Origin of the sequence: Mangrovihabitans endophyticus, from assembly GCF_014646155.1 — a bacterium.
In the GTDB taxonomy this organism is placed as follows: Bacteria; Actinomycetota; Actinomycetes; order Mycobacteriales; family Micromonosporaceae; genus Actinoplanes; species Actinoplanes endophyticus.
The window spans coordinates 22,541-37,644 of the sequence record NZ_BMMX01000016.1 but is presented as its reverse complement, the minus strand read 5'-3'; the positions used below and the strand labels follow the sequence as shown (position 1 = coordinate 37,644).

Below are 15,104 nucleotides of genomic sequence, written 5' to 3'. Positions count from 1 at the left end.
TCGTTCAGCGGGCGTTTCGAGAAACCCGCAGCGCCCAGATCACCAACGGCACCTGCAGTGGCAACCGGCCATAGGCGATCGCCCGCCGGCCGGGAGACGCATCGCGCCAGTCCACGGCCATCTGCACGTTCGCCGGGAAGACCGCGGCGAACAGGCCGGCCGCGGCCAGGGCACCGGCCCGGCGGCTGCGCGGATGTGCCACCGCGGCCGCCACCACCAGCTCGGCGGCCCCGCTGACCAGCGTCCACGCCCGCGGCGACCCGGGCAGCGCCCGGGGCACGATGCCGTCGAACGGGCCGGGCGTGACGAAATGCAGGATGCCGGTCGTGGTCAGCAAGCCGGCCAGGGCGCGCGCGCTCACCGGCGTGCCCGGGCATCGCGGTGCGCCTCGCGCTCGGTGGCGCGTTGCACCGCGCGGTAGATCTGACCGAACCGCCGCCGGTCGCGCGTGCGCACCAGCAACACGTCCCGGCCGCGCCGCCGGCCCCAGATCTCCAGGGTGCGGCTGCCCCGGTCGTACGACCGGTCGACGAGTTCCAGGATCACGTCCGCCAGAGGCATCGCGGCGAGCCCGGCCAGCACTCCGCCCACGATCAACGCGACGGTGACCGCGGCCGAGGCGTGCAAGCTGAGCGCGATCGCGATGCCGACCCCACCGACCAGCACCGGGACGAGGATGATCATGCCGAGCGCACCCCGCCCGGCGACCCGCCGCCAGGAGCGCCGGCCACGGGCGTGCCAGACCTGGTCCAGCTCGCTCAGCCGGTAGTCACCGCCGTCGGTGCGGATCCGCTCCGACGTGACGAGCACATCGCCGTCCCGGTAGTACGTGGTCATCTCGCCTCCCGTCCGGACCCTACCGATACCCGTCGTAGGCTGAACCGAATCGAATTTCAGAATTGCGTCGGGTCAGGAGAAGGGTGCGGACAGTGGGCGAATTCGTCAATCTGGAGACCGACAGCGGCATCGGCACCATCCGGCTCGAACGGCCTCCGATGAACGCCCTGAACCGCCAGGTGCAGGAGGAACTGCGGGCCGCGGCGGCGGCCGCCGCGCAGGATCCGGCCATCCGCGGGGTGATCGTGTACGGCGGGGCGAAGGTGTTCGCCGCGGGCGCCGACATCAAGGAGTTCACCACCGCGACGTACCAGGACATGAGCCTCCGGGCGACGGCGCTGTCCGGCGCGTTCGACGCGGTCGCGCGGATTCCCAAGCCGACCGTGGCGGCGGTGACCGGCTATGCCCTGGGCGGCGGATGCGAACTGGCGCTGGCCTGTGACTGGCGCGTGGTCGCCACCGACGCGAAGCTCGGCCAGCCGGAGATCAGGCTGGGGCTCATCCCGGGCGCCGGCGGCACCCAGCGGTTGCCCCGGCTGATCGGGCCGGCCCGCGCCAAGGACCTGATCTTCTCCGGGCGGATGGTGGAAGCCGAGGAGGCGCTGCGGATCGGGCTCGCCGACCGGGTTGCCGCCCCGGACGAGGTGTACGCGACCGCGCAGGAGATGCTCCGGCCGTACCTGGACGGACCGGCGATGGCTTTGCGCGCCGCGAAGCTCGCCATCGACGACGGCCTGGACCGCGACATGCAGGGCGCGCTGGCATGGGAGAGCCAGTTGTTCGCCGGGCTGTTCGCCACCGACGACCGGGTGGAGGGGACCGACGCCTTCGTGGCCAAGCGCAAGCCGTCGTTCACCGGTCACTGAGCGACCGCTACCGCATTGAGGGACTCGCGCAGGTCGATGCGGGTGCCCTAGGGTTCCGGACGTGGCGGAACCGGTTGCGCGCGTCATCGCCGCGCGCCGAACGGTACGTGTGGCCGCGGCCCTGCTGATCGGCCAGTTCGTGCTGTGCGTCGTCATCGGCTGGCTCACCCTCGGCGCCGCGCGCTCCGGACCCGGCGGTCGGCCGCCCGGCACGGATGCGCTGGCCGGTCCCCCGGTCGCGGCGCCGTCCACGGGTGCCGGGCACGCCCCGGCGCCGTCGTCGACGACGAGCCCCGCGACGACGTCTCGCACCGCGCCCGCGAGCGGGCCCTCCCGCGAGGCACGGCAGGCGCCGGCCGCAGCATCCGATGCCGGTCGTCGACCACCGGCCTCGGCCACGCCGCTGCTGGCCGGCGAACCGCCGGTCGACTCGGTGGCACCCCGGTCCCCGGCCCCGCCGGCGCCGGACGCCGGGCCGTCGACGCTGGACCCGACGGCCCGGTCCGGAATCGCCGCTCCGCCGCCCGCATCGGTCCCCGTCCCCGCGTCGCCGAGCGCCGGTCCGTCCGCGCCGGTCACCGACGGCCCGGTGCGTCCCGGTGGGCGCTGCGGCGTCGAGGGCGCGGATGCCGAGACCGACGACGGCGTGGCCGTCCGCTGCCTGCCCGCCGGGGACGGCACACTGCGCTGGCGGATCGTCTGACGCCTGCCGCCGAGGACGGCGCGGCGCGCTGGTCGGATCATGCGACGAGAGGCACCGCCTACACTCCACGGCATGTCTTCCGGAGGCCCGCCGAACCGCCATGCGCTGGGTGTGGACTTCGGCACGTCGAACACGGTCGCGGTGGCTCGCTGGCCGAACGGTCGCGCGCGGCCGATCCTCATCGACGGGTCGCCGTTGCTGCCGTCCGCGGTCTACGCCGAGCCGGACGGCTCACTGGCCGTCGGACGTGACGCAGTGCACAGCGCGCGCATCGACCCGGGCCGTTTCGAGCCGAACCCGAAACGGCGCATCGACGACGGCCTGGTGCTGCTCGGCGACGACGAGCTGCCGGTGGCGGAGCTGATCGCCGCGGTGCTGGCCCGGATCGTCGAGGAATGGCGGCGTGCGGCCGGCCCGGTGCCCACCGATGTGACCCTGACATGCCCGGCCACCTGGGGTGCGGCCCGGCGCGGGCTGCTCGCCGAGGCGGCGGCGCGGGCCGGCCTGGACGGCGCCCGGCTGGTCGCCGAACCGGTCGCCGCGGCCACCTACTTCGCCGAGGTGCTCGGGCGGGACGTGCCGATCGGGTCGGTGGTGATGGTGCACGACTTCGGCGCCGGCACCTTCGACACGAGCGTGGTGGCGCGGACCGCGGAAGGTTTCGAAGTGCTGGCCGTGGACGGCCGGGACGACCTCGGCGGCTTGGACATCGATGCGGCGATCGTCGCGCATCTGTCCGAGACCTCGGGAGATCCGGCCTGGCAGCGGCTGATCGAACCGGCCACCCTGGAGGAACGCCGGGCCCAGCGGCAACTGTGGGACGAGGCGCGGATCGCCAAGGAACGGCTGTCCCGGGCCCAGTCCACGGACCTGGTCGTGCCGCTGGTGGGAGAGCCGGCGCACGTGACCCGGGACGAGCTGGAAGAGTTGGCCAGGCCGGTGCTGGATCAGACCGTGCAGGTGACGCAAGACTTGCTGCGCTGGGCGAACCTCCCGGCTGGCCGGCTGGCCGGTGTGTTCCTGGTCGGCGGGGCGAGCCGGATCCCGTTGATGGCCACCTTGCTGCACCGGGCGCTGGGCGAGGCACCGGTGGTGATCGAGCAGCCCGAACTGGTGGTGGCCGAGGGCAGCATCCTGGCCGACGCCGCGCTGCTGGCCTCCGAACCGGCGGCGCCGGGCCCGACGGCGGAGCTGCGGTTGGTCTCGACGCGTCGGCGCGGGGGCGGGCAGTCCCCGGCCGCCGGGTCGTCGTCCGGCGGCGACGCTGCGGCCGGTGGCGAGTCGGGTGCCGGTGGCGAGTCGGGTGCCGGTGGCGAGTCGGGTGCCGGTGGCGCGGCGGGGGCTGTGGGGGACTCGGCGGGCGGCGGCGATTCGTGGGTCGGCCGCGACGAGGCGACGGTGCGTAACTCGGCATCGCTCGGCTCGATGCCGCCGGCTGTCGACCCGTGGCCGGACGCGCCGCCGCCGGAATGGCACCCCGATCCGGACGCCACCATCCTGTCCGACCCGCCGTTGCCCCGGCAGGGCGTCTCCCCGGAAACCGGTCAGGGATCGGCCGCGCACCGGCACTCACCCCGTGAACCCGCGCCTCAGGGACGCGCGCCGGTCTCGCCCCCGCCGTTGTCGGTCTCGCCGTCGCCGGTCTCGCCCTCGTGGGGAACGCCGTCGCCGGCTGCGGGTCCGTCGGCCTCCGGTCCGCCGGCGTCGAAGCCACCTCGGCGACAACCGGCCACGGCATCCCGGCGGTCCGCGCCCGCGCAACCCGGGCCTCCGCGACCGGCGCCGCGCCAGCCCGCGGCCCGGCCCTCGGGGCCGTCGGCCCCGCGCCCGGCGTCGCAACGGCAGCGAAGGCGGCGCGTGGGGGGCTTTGTCCGCTTGCTCCAGGTTCTACTCAGCGCCGCGGTGCTGGTCCTGGTGCCGCTCGGTGCCATGATCATCACCTTCGGGTACGGCAACGGCCGGCCGATGGAGGAAGACGCCTACCAGGTGTTCGAGGAGATCGGCCGCTTGCTGGGACGGTGGCTCTGAAACGTGCGCCCCGGTACCCGTCGCGGTCCCGTGCGGCCGGCAGCCGTCCGGCCGGTGAATGATATTCATCTTTTTCTGGGGACCCGGTAGCGTGCGAACGAGAAGTCGAGCGGCGGGAGCGGGAATGGCGGAGACCATCGAAGGGCACGGCGGCGACCTGGCGCTTGCCGCGTTGCGGGCGTACGGGGTGACCGAGATGTTCACGCTGTCCGGCGGGCATGTGTTTCCGCTCTACGATGCCGCGCATCGCGCCGGCTTCGGCATTTTCGACGTGCGGCACGAGCAGTCGGCCGTGTTCGCCGCCGAGGCGGTCGCCAAGTTGCAGCGTCGCCCCGGCCTCGCCGTGCTCACCGCCGGTCCCGGCGTCACCAACGGAGTCTCGGCCCTGACCAGTGCCCATTTCAACGGTTCGCCGATGCTGGTCCTCGGTGGCCGGGCGCCGGCCTTCCGCTGGGGGGCGGGCAGCCTGCAGGAGATCGACCATGTTCCGCTCGTCGCGCCGGTGACCAAGCATGCGGCAACGGTGGCGGACACCGCCGCCGTGCCCGCCGAGGTGGCCGCCGCGCTGACCGCCGCCCTGACGCCGCATCGGGGGCCCGCGTTCCTCGATCTGCCGCTGGAGGTGCTGTTCTCCAGCGTTGACGCGAGCGTGCCGGACGCCGCACCGGTGCCGCGCATCGAGGCGGATCCGGACGAGGTGTCCCGGGCCGCCGCCCTGATCGCGCAGGCGCAACGACCGGTGATGATCGCCGGGTCGGACGTGTGGGCGGGCGACGCCGTGGAGGCGTTGCGGGCCGCCGCGGAGGCGTTGCAGGTTCCGGTCTTCACCAACGGCATGGGCCGCGGCGCGCTGCCGCCCGGGCATCCGCTCGCCTTCGCCCGGGCGCGCCGGGCCGCGTTCGACGAGGCCGACGTGGTGGTCGTGGTGGGTACGCCACTGGACTTCCGCCTGGGGTTCGGCGAGTTCGGTGCGGCGCAGGTGGTGCACATCGTGGATGCACCGGGTCAGCGGGCCACGCACGTGGCGGCGGCCGTGTCGCCGGCCGGTGATCCGCGCGCGATCCTCACCGCGCTGGCCGGCCACACCGGACCGGCCGCGGACCACGGTGACTGGATCGCCGGCCTGCGGTCGGCCGAGGACGCCGCCAAGGCCCGTGACCGGGAGGCGATGGCGGCCGACACCGACCCCATCAAGCCCGCACGGGTGTACGGCGAGCTGCGCCGGATCCTCGCCCCGGACGCGGTCACCATCGGCGACGGCGGCGACTTCGTGTCGTACGCGGGGCGCTATCTGGAACCGGCGCAACCGGGCACGTGGCTGGACCCCGGCCCGTACGGCTGCCTCGGCACCGGCATGGGTTACGCGATGGGCGCCCGGGTCACCTACCCGGACCGGCAGATCTGTGTGCTGATGGGCGACGGAGCCGCCGGGTTCTCGCTGATGGATGTGGAATCGCTGGTCCGGCAGAAGCTGCCGGTGGTGATCGTGGTCGGCAACAACGGCATCTGGGGCTTGGAGAAGCACCCGATGCGTGCCATGTACGGCTATGACGTGGCGGCCGATCTGCAGCCGGGGTTGCGTTACGACGACGTGGTCCGCGCCCTGGGCGGGGCCGGGGAGACCGTCGAGAAGGCCGCGGATCTCGGCCCCGCGCTGGCGCGGGGCTTCGACGCCGGCGCGCCGTACCTGGTCAACGTGCTGACCGACCCGACCGACGCGTACCCGAGGTCGTCCAACCTGGCCTGAGCGACCGCGCACGCCCCTCACTGGTCCTCGTTCAGCTCGCGTTCCCACTGCGCGAGCTGCTCGCGCTCGCGGCGGATCTGATCGGTGTTCATGCCTCGCAGGAAGTCCGGATCGTCGTCGGGGCTGCTGGGGCGCGGCTGCGCGCGGCGCACCGGACCCTCCCGCGGGGCCGGCAGCGGGCGGCCGAAAAGGAAGTAGCAGATCGGACCGATCAGCGGGACGACCAGGATGACCAGCACCCAGAGTGCCCGCGGCATCGCCCGCACCCGATCAGCCGACAGGCTGCTGATCAGGGCGAGCACCAGAAGCACTAGCTGCGCCGCAGCGAGAAAGACGAACATCCGGACCATGCAGTAATGATGCCGCGCCACGCGAGCAACGGCATGGGTCAGTGGGTGACAACCAGACCGTCAATGACGACGAAGCCGCCGACGATCGCGAGGAGGACGGTGACCACCGCGTACGCGATGATCGTCCGTTGGTCGGCGAGCGGCGGCCGGGTGGTCAGACCGCGGTGGCGCCGGTACGTGAGTGCCACCAGCGTCACCCAGATGATCATCGCGGCCGCGGCGGCCAGCACCGCGCTGGTACGGGCGTGCGGGGTGAACGCCGGGCGGGCCAGGAGCAGTCCCACCGCGGCGGCGCTCAGGCTGGTGCGCCGCCACGACAGGCGCGTCCGTTCGGCGGCCGCGCCCGGGTCACGCGGCGGATCCCCGCCGGGCTCAGTCATGGAAGGCGCGGATCAGCACCGCCGCGGTCAGCAGCAGCGCGCCCAGCGCCACCACGATCGCCAGCATTGCGGGAAAGTGGGAGGCCGGCAGGTCGCGTCCGAGGCGCATGGCCCGTTCGGTACGTGCCCAGTGGTCCACGGCCCGCAGCGCCACCACCGCCCCGAGCACCAGCAGCGCGATCGCGATGATCTCCCGTAGGTACACGATCGGCAGCGGCGGGAGGAACTGGGCGCAGGCCAGGCCGCCCGCGATCAGCGCCAGCCCGGTGCGTATCCAGGCCAGGAAGGTGCGCTCGTTGGCCAGCGAGAACCGGTAGTCCGGGGTTTCGCCGACCCGCGAGGTCTTGTGCGGTTGGAACCAGCCGAGCACGCCACGATTATCGGTCCTGTGACGGGTATGGAGATCACGGACCCCGGAACTGCGGGCGACAGTGCCCGCCGGGTCAGGGAAGATGAGCGGAGGCGGCGTCGGTGAGGTGTGTCACTCACAGTGGCGAAGCCGGGAAAACTACTGGCGGGTAACATCGGAGCGATGCAGTCCGGCCGCAACGGTGGGTTCACTACAGGAGGGTCGTCGAAGCGCGATGAACATCGTCGTACTGGTGAAGCAAGTGCCCGACTCCGGGGCCGAGCGCGCCCTGAATTCGAGTGACAACACCGTCGAGCGCGGCTCGGCGAACAACGTCATCAACGAGATGGACGAGTACGCCATCGAGGAAGCGCTGAAGATCAAGGAAGCGCACGGTGGCGAGGTGACCATCCTGACGATGGGCCCCGAGCGTGCCTCCGAGTCCATTCGCAAGGCCCTGTCGATGGGTCCGGACAAGGCCGTGCACGTGCAGGATGAGGCGCTGCACGGCTCCTGCGCGGTGGCCACCTCCAAGGTGCTCGCCGCCGCACTCGGCACCCTGAACGCCGACCTGATCATCTGCGGCGCGGAGTCCACCGACGGGCGGGTGCAGGTCATGCCGCACATGCTCGCCGAGCGGCTCGGTGTGGCGGCGCTCACCGGCGCCCGCAAGCTCACCGTGGACGGCGACACGCTCACCGCCGAACGGCAGACCGACGAGGGGTACGAGGTGGTCACCGCGGCTACCCCGGCCATCGTCAGTGTCTGGGACACCATCAACGAGCCGCGGTACCCCTCGTTCAAGGGCATCATGGCGGCCAAGAAGAAGCCGGTGCAGGGCCTCGCCCTGGCCGACCTGGGCGTAGCCGCCGATGAGGTGGGGTCCGCGGGCGCGACAAGCGCCGTGGTGGAGTTCGCCAAGCGGCCGCCGCGGTCGGCCGGCACCAAGGTCGTCGACGAGGGCGAGGGCGGCACGCAACTGGTCGCGTTCCTGGCCACCGAGAAATTCGTCTGAGCCGTCGGAGGGAGACACGCATGGCTGAGGTATTGGTCGTCGTCGAGGCTTCGAAGGCCGCCGGCGTCAAGAAGGTCACGCTGGAGATGCTGACCCTGGCACGCGGGCTCGGCTCGGTGAGCGCCGTCGTGCTGGGCGGTCCGGGCGCCGCGGCGGAACTGACGGACAAACTCGGCGAGTACGGCGCGGAGAAGGTCTACGCGGCGGAGAGCGACGACATCGACGGCTATCTGGTGGCGCCCAAGGCCACCGTGGTGGCCGAACTGGTCCGCCGGGTGCAGCCCGCGGCCGTCCTGCTGCCTTCCAGTCAGGAAGGCAAGGAGATCGCCGGGCGGCTCGCCGTCAAGCTGGACAACGGTCTGCTCATCGACGCGGTCGAACTGGCCGGCGACGGCACCGCCACGCAGGTGGTGTTCGCCGGTTCGACGATCGTGAAATCGAAGGTGACCAAGGGCCTGCCGATCGTCACCATCCGGCCGAACTCGGTGACCCCGGAACCCTCCGCGTCGTCCCCGGCGGTCGAGCAGCTCGACGTCACGGTGGGCGACGCCGACAAGCTGACCAAGGTGGTCGACCGGGTCGCCGAGCAGAAGGGGTCGCGGCCGGAACTGTCCGAGGCGTCGATCGTCGTGTCCGGTGGCCGTGGCGTCGGCAACGCGGACAACTTCAAGCTGGTCGAGGAGATGGCGGACCTGCTGGGCGCCGCGGTGGGCGCTTCGCGCGCCGCGGTGGACTCGGGTTACTACCCGCACCAGTTCCAGGTGGGCCAGACGGGCAAGACGGTTTCCCCGCAGCTCTACGTCGCCCTGGGCATTTCGGGCGCCATCCAGCACCGCGCGGGCATGCAGACCAGTAAGACGATCGTGGCGGTGAACAAGGACGCCGAGGCGCCGATCTTCGAACTGGCGGACTTCGGCGTGGTGGGCGACCTCTTCAAGGTGGTGCCGCAGGCCGACGAGGAGATTCGCAAGCGCAAGTGACGCCTCGCGGGGCGGCCGGGCCGCCCCGCGAGCGTTGCGATGCGTCAATGCCAGCGGTGGGACTTCGGTTCGCAGAGCTTAAGCTTTGGAGTTGATGGCATACCTGGATCACGCGGCGACTACGCCCATGCTCGCCGAGGCGCTCGACGCATACGTCGATACCGCGCGCAAGGTGGGCAACCCCTCCTCGTTGCACGCGGCCGGACGCGACGCCCGCCGGCTGGTCGAGGAGTCCCGGGAACGCATCGCCGCGGTGCTCGGCGCGCGCCCCTCCGAGGTGATCTTCACCAGTGGCGGGACGGAGAGTGACAACCTCGCCGTCAAGGGCATCTTCTGGGCGCGCGAGCGTCCCCGGCTGATCGCCTCGGCCGTCGAGCACCACGCGGTGATGGATTCGGTCGCCTGGCTGGCGGCTCACCAGCGCGCAACGGTGCACTGGCTCGGCGTCGATCATCGCGGCCGGGTCGACCCGGACGCGCTGGCGGAGATCGTCGACGAGCACGGCGACGAGATCGCGATGATCAGCGTGCAGTGGGCGAACAACGAGGTCGGCACGCTCCAGCCGGTGCCCGAGTTGTCCGCCCTCGCGGCCCGCGCCGGCATTCCGCTGCACACCGACGCGGTGCAGGCCGCCGGGGCGGTGCCGGTCGACTTCGCCGCCAGCGGCGCGGCCGCGCTGACCATCAGCGGGCACAAGCTCGGCGGTCCGGTGGGCGTCGGCGCGTTGCTACTCGGCCGGGACGTGCCGTGCACGCCGGTGCTGCACGGCGGCGGGCAGGAGCGCGACGTACGGTCCGGCACGCTTGACGCTCCCGGGATGGTCGCCTTCGCGGTGGCGGTGGAGGTCGCGGTGAAGAACCAGCAGGAGAGCGCGACCCGCCTCGCCGTACTCCGCGACGACCTGATCGCGCGGGTGCTCGACGCGGTGCCCGGCGCGGTCCTCAACGGCGATCCGGCCGACCGGCTGCCCGGCAACGCGCACTTCTCCTTTCCCGGATGCGAGGGCGACGCGCTGCTGATGCTGCTGGACGCGCAGGATGTCGCCTGCTCGACCGGTTCGGCGTGCTCGGCGGGGGTGGCCGAGCCGTCGCACGTGTTGCTGGCGATGGGCGCGGACGACGACAACGCGCGTTCCTCGCTGCGGTTCACGCTCGGGCACGACTCCACCGACACCGACGTGGAAGCGCTGCTGGCGGCGCTGCCCGGCGCGGTGGAACGGGCACGCCGGGCGGCGGCGTGGAAGACCCCGCGCTGAGAGCACCGGCCGGGCCCTACCGATGCGGCTGAGCCGGGCCGGTGAGCGGATAGGCTGAACGGCATGCGGATACTGGCGGCGATGTCGGGCGGAGTCGACTCCGCGGTGGCGGCTGCGCGGGCGGCGCAGGACGGACATGACGTCACCGGAGTGCACCTGGCGCTGGCGCGCAACCCGCAGACCTACCGTTCGGGGGCGCGTGGTTGTTGCACGCTGGAGGACGCGCGGGACGCCCGCCGTGCCGCCGACGTGATCGGCATCCCGTTCTACGTGTGGGACATGGCCGAGGAGTTCCACGCCAGCGTGGTGGACGACTTCGTCGCCGAGTACGCCGCGGGCCGCACCCCGAATCCCTGCCTGCGCTGCAACGAGAAGATCAAGTTCGCCGCGGTCCTGGACCGGGCGGTGGCGCTGGGCTTCGACGCGGTGGTCACCGGACATCACGCCCGGCTCGGCGCGGACGGCCTGCTGCGGCGCAGCGTCGATGCGGCGAAGGATCAGTCGTACGTGCTGGCCGTGCTCACCCGCGAGCAGTTGGACCGCTCGATGTTCCCGCTCGGCGACTCGACCAAGGCGCAGGTGCGCGCGGAGGCGGCGGCCCGGGGACTGGCGGTGGCCGAGAAGCCGGACTCGCACGACATCTGCTTCATCGCCGACGGCGACACCCGGGGATTCCTGGCGGCGCGGCTGGGGGAGGCGCCGGGCGACATCGTGGACGCGCACACCGGCGACACCCTCGGCACGCATCGCGGCGCGTACGCGTACACGGTGGGGCAGCGCAAGGGTCTCGACCTGCGCACGCCCGCAGAGGACGGCCGGCCCCGCTACGTGCTCTCCATCACCCCCAAGACCAACACCGTGACGGTCGGGTCACGCGAGGACCTGGCCGTGCACCGGGTCACCGGGGAACGGGCCGTGTGGCACGGCGAGCGCACCCCGGTCGAGTGCGAGGTGCAGTTGCGGGCGCACGGCGAGGTGGTGCCCGCGGTGGTCACTGTGGACGGTGCCGGGCTGACCGCGGAGTTGCGCGTGCCGGCTCGCGGGGTGGCTGCCGGGCAGGCCGTGGTGGCGTACCGCAGCGATGCCGCCGGCGATGTGGTGCTCGGGTCGGCCACCATCACCACGGACCGGGCGGATGACTGAGTTCCCCTGGCCGGCCGGCTCGGCCACCGGAGTCGGGTCGCTGCCCGGCACGGACGTCGCCGAGGCGCAACGGTTGATCTTCGGTGAACTGCCCGACCTGCCGCACCTGGCCGAGCTGCCCGACCGCGGTCCGGGCGCCGACCTCATCGGGCGCGGTGCCGGGTTCCTGGTCGACATGCCGGTCCAGCTCTACGCCGGACGCTGGCAGGTGGCGCCCCGGCCGGGCCGCGACCTGCGCCGCACGGCCGACCTGCTGGAGCGTGACCTGGATCAGGCGACCGAGCGGGGCGACGGGTTCGCCGGCACCTTCAAGATCCAAGCGGCCGGGCCATGGACCCTCGCCGCCTCGCTGGACCTGCCGATCGGTGGCCGCCTGCTGCGCGACCCGGGCGCGGTGCGTGACGTGACCGACTCGCTGGCCGAGGGGCTGCGCCGGCACGTGGCCGAGGTGCGCAAGCGGCTGCCCCGCGCGACGGTGCTGCTGCAAATGGACGAGCCCATGCTGCCCTCGGTGGTGGAGGGGCGGGTGCCGACCGAGAGCGGCCTCGGCACCTACCGTCCGGTGGTCGCCGCCGACGCCGCTGCCGCGCTGCGGACCGTGGTGCAGGCCGTGGGCGTCCCGGTGGTGCTGCACAGTTGTGCGCCGCGCGTCCCGCTGAGCGTGGTCCGGGACGCGACGGCCACCGCGGTGGCTCTGGACCTGGCGCTGCTGACCGAGCTGGACCCGCTGGGCGAGGCGATCGACGCGGGGCTCGGCCTGTTCGCGGGCGCCGCACCGGCGACCGGCACGACGGCGTCGTCGGCGGAGGTCGCGACCACGGTCCGTACGTTGTGGCGACGACTGGGTTTCTCGGATGCCCGGCTCGCCGCGCAGGTCGTGGTCACCCCGGCGTGTGGCATGGCGGGCGCGACGATGCCGCACGTCCGGTCCGCGCTCGGCGCGTGCCGCGACGCGGGTCGGCGGCTGTCCGAGCACTGACCGCCCGCCGGGCGGTGCGCTACGCGCCCGGATCGCCTCGTCCGGCATGCCCGCCACCAGAGTCACCCGGTCGTGGCCCGCGCCGCCACGCCGAGACCAGCCGCAGCCACATGCGCGCCAACGTCACCCGCGGCGTCGCCGGAAACTGTCGGGGGCGGCGACTAACGTGCTGGTGAGAAACGACAGGCGCGGCTGGGTGCCGAGGCTGGTCCGGCCGCTGCACCGCCCCGGGCCGGCCGCCGAGGCTCAGCCGGACACGGAGGTTCAGCAGTGCCCGATCATGAGGATGCGGAGATCCCCGCCACCGCGCCGACCGCGGCGCAGGAGGCAGCGGCCGGCGCCGAGCCGACGCCGCAGGCGCGCACCCGGCACGCCGAGCTCAGCGAGGAGATCAGCGGCCACCAATACCGCTATTACGTGCTTGACGCGCCGACCGTGCCGGACGCCGAGTTCGACGAGCTTTTCCGCGAGCTGCAGTCGATCGAGGAGCAGTTCCCCGCGCTGCGCACGCCGCAGTCCCCGACGCAGAATGTCGGCGGCACCTTCTCCACGCAGTTCACGCCGGTGGAGCACGCCGAGCGGATGATGTCGCTGGACAACGTGTTCGACGTCGACGAGTTGCAGGCGTGGTCGGAGCGCACCGTGCGGGATGCCGGGGGGCCGGTGCGTTTCCTCTGTGAGCTCAAGGTGGACGGCCTGGCCATCAACCTGACTTACGACAAGGGCCGGCTGGTCCGCGGCGCGACACGCGGCGACGGCCGCACCGGCGAGGACGTCACCGCGAACGTGCGCACCATTCGCGAGATTCCGGAGCGCCTGACCGGTGGCGATGTGCCGGATCTGCTGGAGGTGCGCGGCGAGATCTACTTTCCCGAGGAAGCCTTCGCCGACCTCAACGCGACGCTCGTCGAGCAGGGCAAGGCGCCGTTCGCCAATCCGCGCAACGCCGCCGCGGGCAGCCTGCGGCAGAAGGATCCGCGGATCACCGCGTCCCGCAAACTGCGCATGGTGGTGCACGGTTTCGGGGCGCGCGTCGGCTTCACTCCCGACTCGCAGTCACACGCCTACGCGGCACTGAAATCGTGGGGGCTGCCGACCAGTGAGCGGTGGCGGGTGGTGGACGGCATGGCCGGCGTGCGGGACTACCTGGACTACTACGCCGAGCATCGGCACGACGTCGAGCACGAGATCGACGGTGTGGTGATCAAGGTTGACGCGGTGGCGATCCAAGGCCGGCTCGGCTCCACCAGCCGGGCGCCCCGCTGGGCCATCGCCTTCAAATACCCGCCCGAGGAGGTCACCACCACGCTCCTGGACGTCGACGTCAACGTGGGGCGGACCGGCCGGGTCACGCCGTTCGCGGTGCTGCAGCCGGTGAAGGTGGCGGGCTCCACGGTGGCTCTGGCGACCCTGCACAACGCCCGCGAGGTGGAGCGTAAGGGCGTGTGGATCGGCGACACCGTGGTGCTGCGCAAGGCCGGCGACGTCATTCCCGAAGTGCTCGGCCCGGTGATGGACCTTCGGCCGGAGGACGCCCGCCCGTTCGTGATGCCGACCCACTGTCCGGCCTGTGGCACCGCGCTCGCTCCCGCCAAGGAGAGCGACGTGGACATCCGGTGCCCGAACACGCGGTCCTGCCCGGCTCAGTTGCGCGAGCGGGTGTTCCATCTGGCCGGCCGGGGCGCGCTGGACATCGAGGTGCTCGGCTACAAGGCGGCCGAGGCACTGCTCGACTCGGGGATCATCGCCGACGAGGGTGACCTCTTCACGCTCACCGACGACCAGTTGCGACAGTCGCCGTTCTTCGTCAACAAGGACGGCAGCCTGGGCAGCAACGCGGTCAAGCTGGTGGAGAACCTCGACGAGGTCAAGTCGCGCCCGTTGTGGCGTGTCCTGGTGGCGTTGTCCATCCGGCACGTCGGCCCGACCGCCGCGCAGGCATTGGCGCGGCAGTTCGGCTCGATGGAGGCGATCGAGGCCGCGGCCGGGTCGGACGACGTGGAGGTGTTGTCCGCCGTCGACGGCGTCGGCCCGACGATCGCGGTCAGCCTGCGGGAGTGGTTCACGGTGGACTGGCACCGGGAGATCGTCCGCAAGTGGCGCGCGGCGGGGGTGCGGATGGCCGACGAACGGACGGACACCGGCCCCCGCCCCCTGGAGGGACTGACCGTGGTGGTCACCGGGACCCTTGCCACGCATTCTCGCGACCGGGCGACCGAGGAGATCACCTCGCGGGGCGGCAAGGTCAGCGGTTCGGTGTCCAAGAAGACCGCGTTTGTCGTGGTCGGCGACAACCCGGGCAGCAAATACGACAAGGCGCTCTCGCTGCGGGTGCCGGTGCTGGACGAGAACGGATTCGCGACGTTGCTGTCCGACGGTCCGGAGGCCGCGCGCGCGGTCGCGGAGGTGGCACCGGAAAAGGAAACGCCGAAGAAGGCGCCAACGAAGAAAGTCACGAAGGAGTGAATCCGG

The 15,104-nt window shown here is 72.4% G+C and carries 15 protein-coding genes; 10 read left to right on the top strand and 5 right to left on the bottom strand.

The genetic code is table 11. The features are described 5' to 3' along the window. Positions 1-4 precede the first annotated feature (4 nt). Together IEY73_RS18240 and IEY73_RS18235 are read right to left on the bottom strand one after the other, a co-directional pair. Entirely contained in the window at positions 5-361 is a 357-nt protein-coding gene (locus IEY73_RS18240; protein ID WP_189080443.1) for a DoxX family protein, read from the bottom strand. Beyond that, positions 358-837: a DUF6232 family protein gene (locus tag IEY73_RS18235; protein ID WP_189080442.1), complete on the bottom strand. Its 480-nt coding sequence runs from the start codon at positions 835-837 to the stop codon at positions 358-360. Before IEY73_RS18235 ends, IEY73_RS18240 begins: the two co-directional genes overlap by 4 nt. Positions 838-929: 92 nt before the next feature. On the opposite strand from IEY73_RS18235, the gene IEY73_RS18230 reads away from it, so the two are divergent. The 4 genes from IEY73_RS18230 to IEY73_RS18215 all read left to right on the top strand — a co-directional run bounded on the left by IEY73_RS18230 (position 930) and on the right by IEY73_RS18215 (position 6,181). Further along, positions 930-1,703 carry an enoyl-CoA hydratase/isomerase family protein gene (locus IEY73_RS18230; RefSeq protein ID WP_189080441.1) on the top strand — a complete coding sequence of 258 codons (774 nt, stop codon included), beginning with the start codon at positions 930-932 and terminating at the stop codon, positions 1,701-1,703. A 61-nt stretch (positions 1,704-1,764) separates the two neighbouring features. Beyond that, positions 1,765-2,406: a hypothetical protein gene (locus IEY73_RS18225; protein ID WP_189080440.1), complete on the top strand. Its 642-nt coding sequence runs from the start codon at positions 1,765-1,767 to the stop codon at positions 2,404-2,406. A 72-nt stretch (positions 2,407-2,478) separates the two neighbouring features. After that, complete coding sequence (locus tag IEY73_RS33645) at positions 2,479-4,434, top strand: Hsp70 family protein (protein ID WP_229715935.1); 1,956 nt, start codon at positions 2,479-2,481, stop codon at positions 4,432-4,434. Between the two features lie 124 nt (positions 4,435-4,558). Beyond that, a complete protein-coding gene (locus IEY73_RS18215) occupies positions 4,559-6,181 on the top strand; it encodes an acetolactate synthase (protein WP_189080439.1) in 1,623 nt (540 codons plus the stop codon). Between the two features lie 17 nt (positions 6,182-6,198). Here the strand turns inward: IEY73_RS18215 and IEY73_RS18210 are convergent, their stop codons facing one another. From IEY73_RS18210 to IEY73_RS18200, 3 genes are read right to left on the bottom strand one after another with little or no spacing between them, the layout of a single operon-like run. Then, the gene (locus tag IEY73_RS18210; RefSeq protein ID WP_189080438.1) at positions 6,199-6,531 is read right to left on the bottom strand and encodes a PLD nuclease N-terminal domain-containing protein; all 333 of its coding nucleotides are present in this window, start codon (positions 6,529-6,531) and stop codon (positions 6,199-6,201) included. A 38-nt stretch (positions 6,532-6,569) separates the two neighbouring features. Next, positions 6,570-6,911, bottom strand: coding sequence for a DUF202 domain-containing protein (locus IEY73_RS18205; RefSeq protein WP_189080437.1), 342 nt, complete (start codon positions 6,909-6,911; stop codon positions 6,570-6,572). Next, a complete protein-coding gene (locus IEY73_RS18200; RefSeq protein ID WP_189080436.1) occupies positions 6,904-7,281 on the bottom strand; it encodes a YidH family protein in 378 nt (125 codons plus the stop codon). The genes IEY73_RS18205 and IEY73_RS18200 overlap by 8 nt, the downstream gene beginning before the upstream one ends. A gap of 214 nt (positions 7,282-7,495) precedes the next feature. Here IEY73_RS18200 and IEY73_RS18195 point away from each other — a divergent pair, with 214 nt between their 5' ends. The 6 genes from IEY73_RS18195 (at position 7,496) to ligA (ending at position 15,098) form a co-directional block, all read left to right on the top strand. Continuing rightward, positions 7,496-8,275, top strand: a complete 780-nt coding sequence (locus tag IEY73_RS18195) for an electron transfer flavoprotein subunit beta/FixA family protein (RefSeq protein ID WP_189080435.1) — start codon at positions 7,496-7,498, stop codon at positions 8,273-8,275. Between the two features lie 20 nt (positions 8,276-8,295). After that, positions 8,296-9,255: an electron transfer flavoprotein subunit alpha/FixB family protein gene (locus IEY73_RS18190; protein ID WP_189080434.1), complete on the top strand. Its 960-nt coding sequence runs from the start codon at positions 8,296-8,298 to the stop codon at positions 9,253-9,255. Between the two features lie 94 nt (positions 9,256-9,349). After that, entirely contained in the window at positions 9,350-10,510 is a 1,161-nt protein-coding gene (locus tag IEY73_RS18185; RefSeq protein ID WP_189080433.1) for a cysteine desulfurase family protein, read from the top strand. Positions 10,511-10,573: 63 nt separating this feature from the next. After that, complete coding sequence (mnmA, locus tag IEY73_RS18180; RefSeq protein ID WP_189080432.1) at positions 10,574-11,653, top strand: tRNA 2-thiouridine(34) synthase MnmA; 1,080 nt, start codon at positions 10,574-10,576, stop codon at positions 11,651-11,653. Then, on the top strand, positions 11,646-12,632 hold the full coding sequence (locus IEY73_RS18175) for a uroporphyrinogen decarboxylase/cobalamine-independent methonine synthase family protein (protein WP_189080431.1): 987 nt from the start codon (positions 11,646-11,648) through the stop codon (positions 12,630-12,632). Before mnmA ends, IEY73_RS18175 begins: the two co-directional genes overlap by 8 nt. Before the next feature lie 270 nt (positions 12,633-12,902). Further along, positions 12,903-15,098 carry an NAD-dependent DNA ligase LigA gene (ligA, locus tag IEY73_RS18170; protein WP_229715934.1) on the top strand — a complete coding sequence of 732 codons (2,196 nt, stop codon included), beginning with the start codon at positions 12,903-12,905 and terminating at the stop codon, positions 15,096-15,098. Positions 15,099-15,104: the final 6 nt, after the last annotated feature.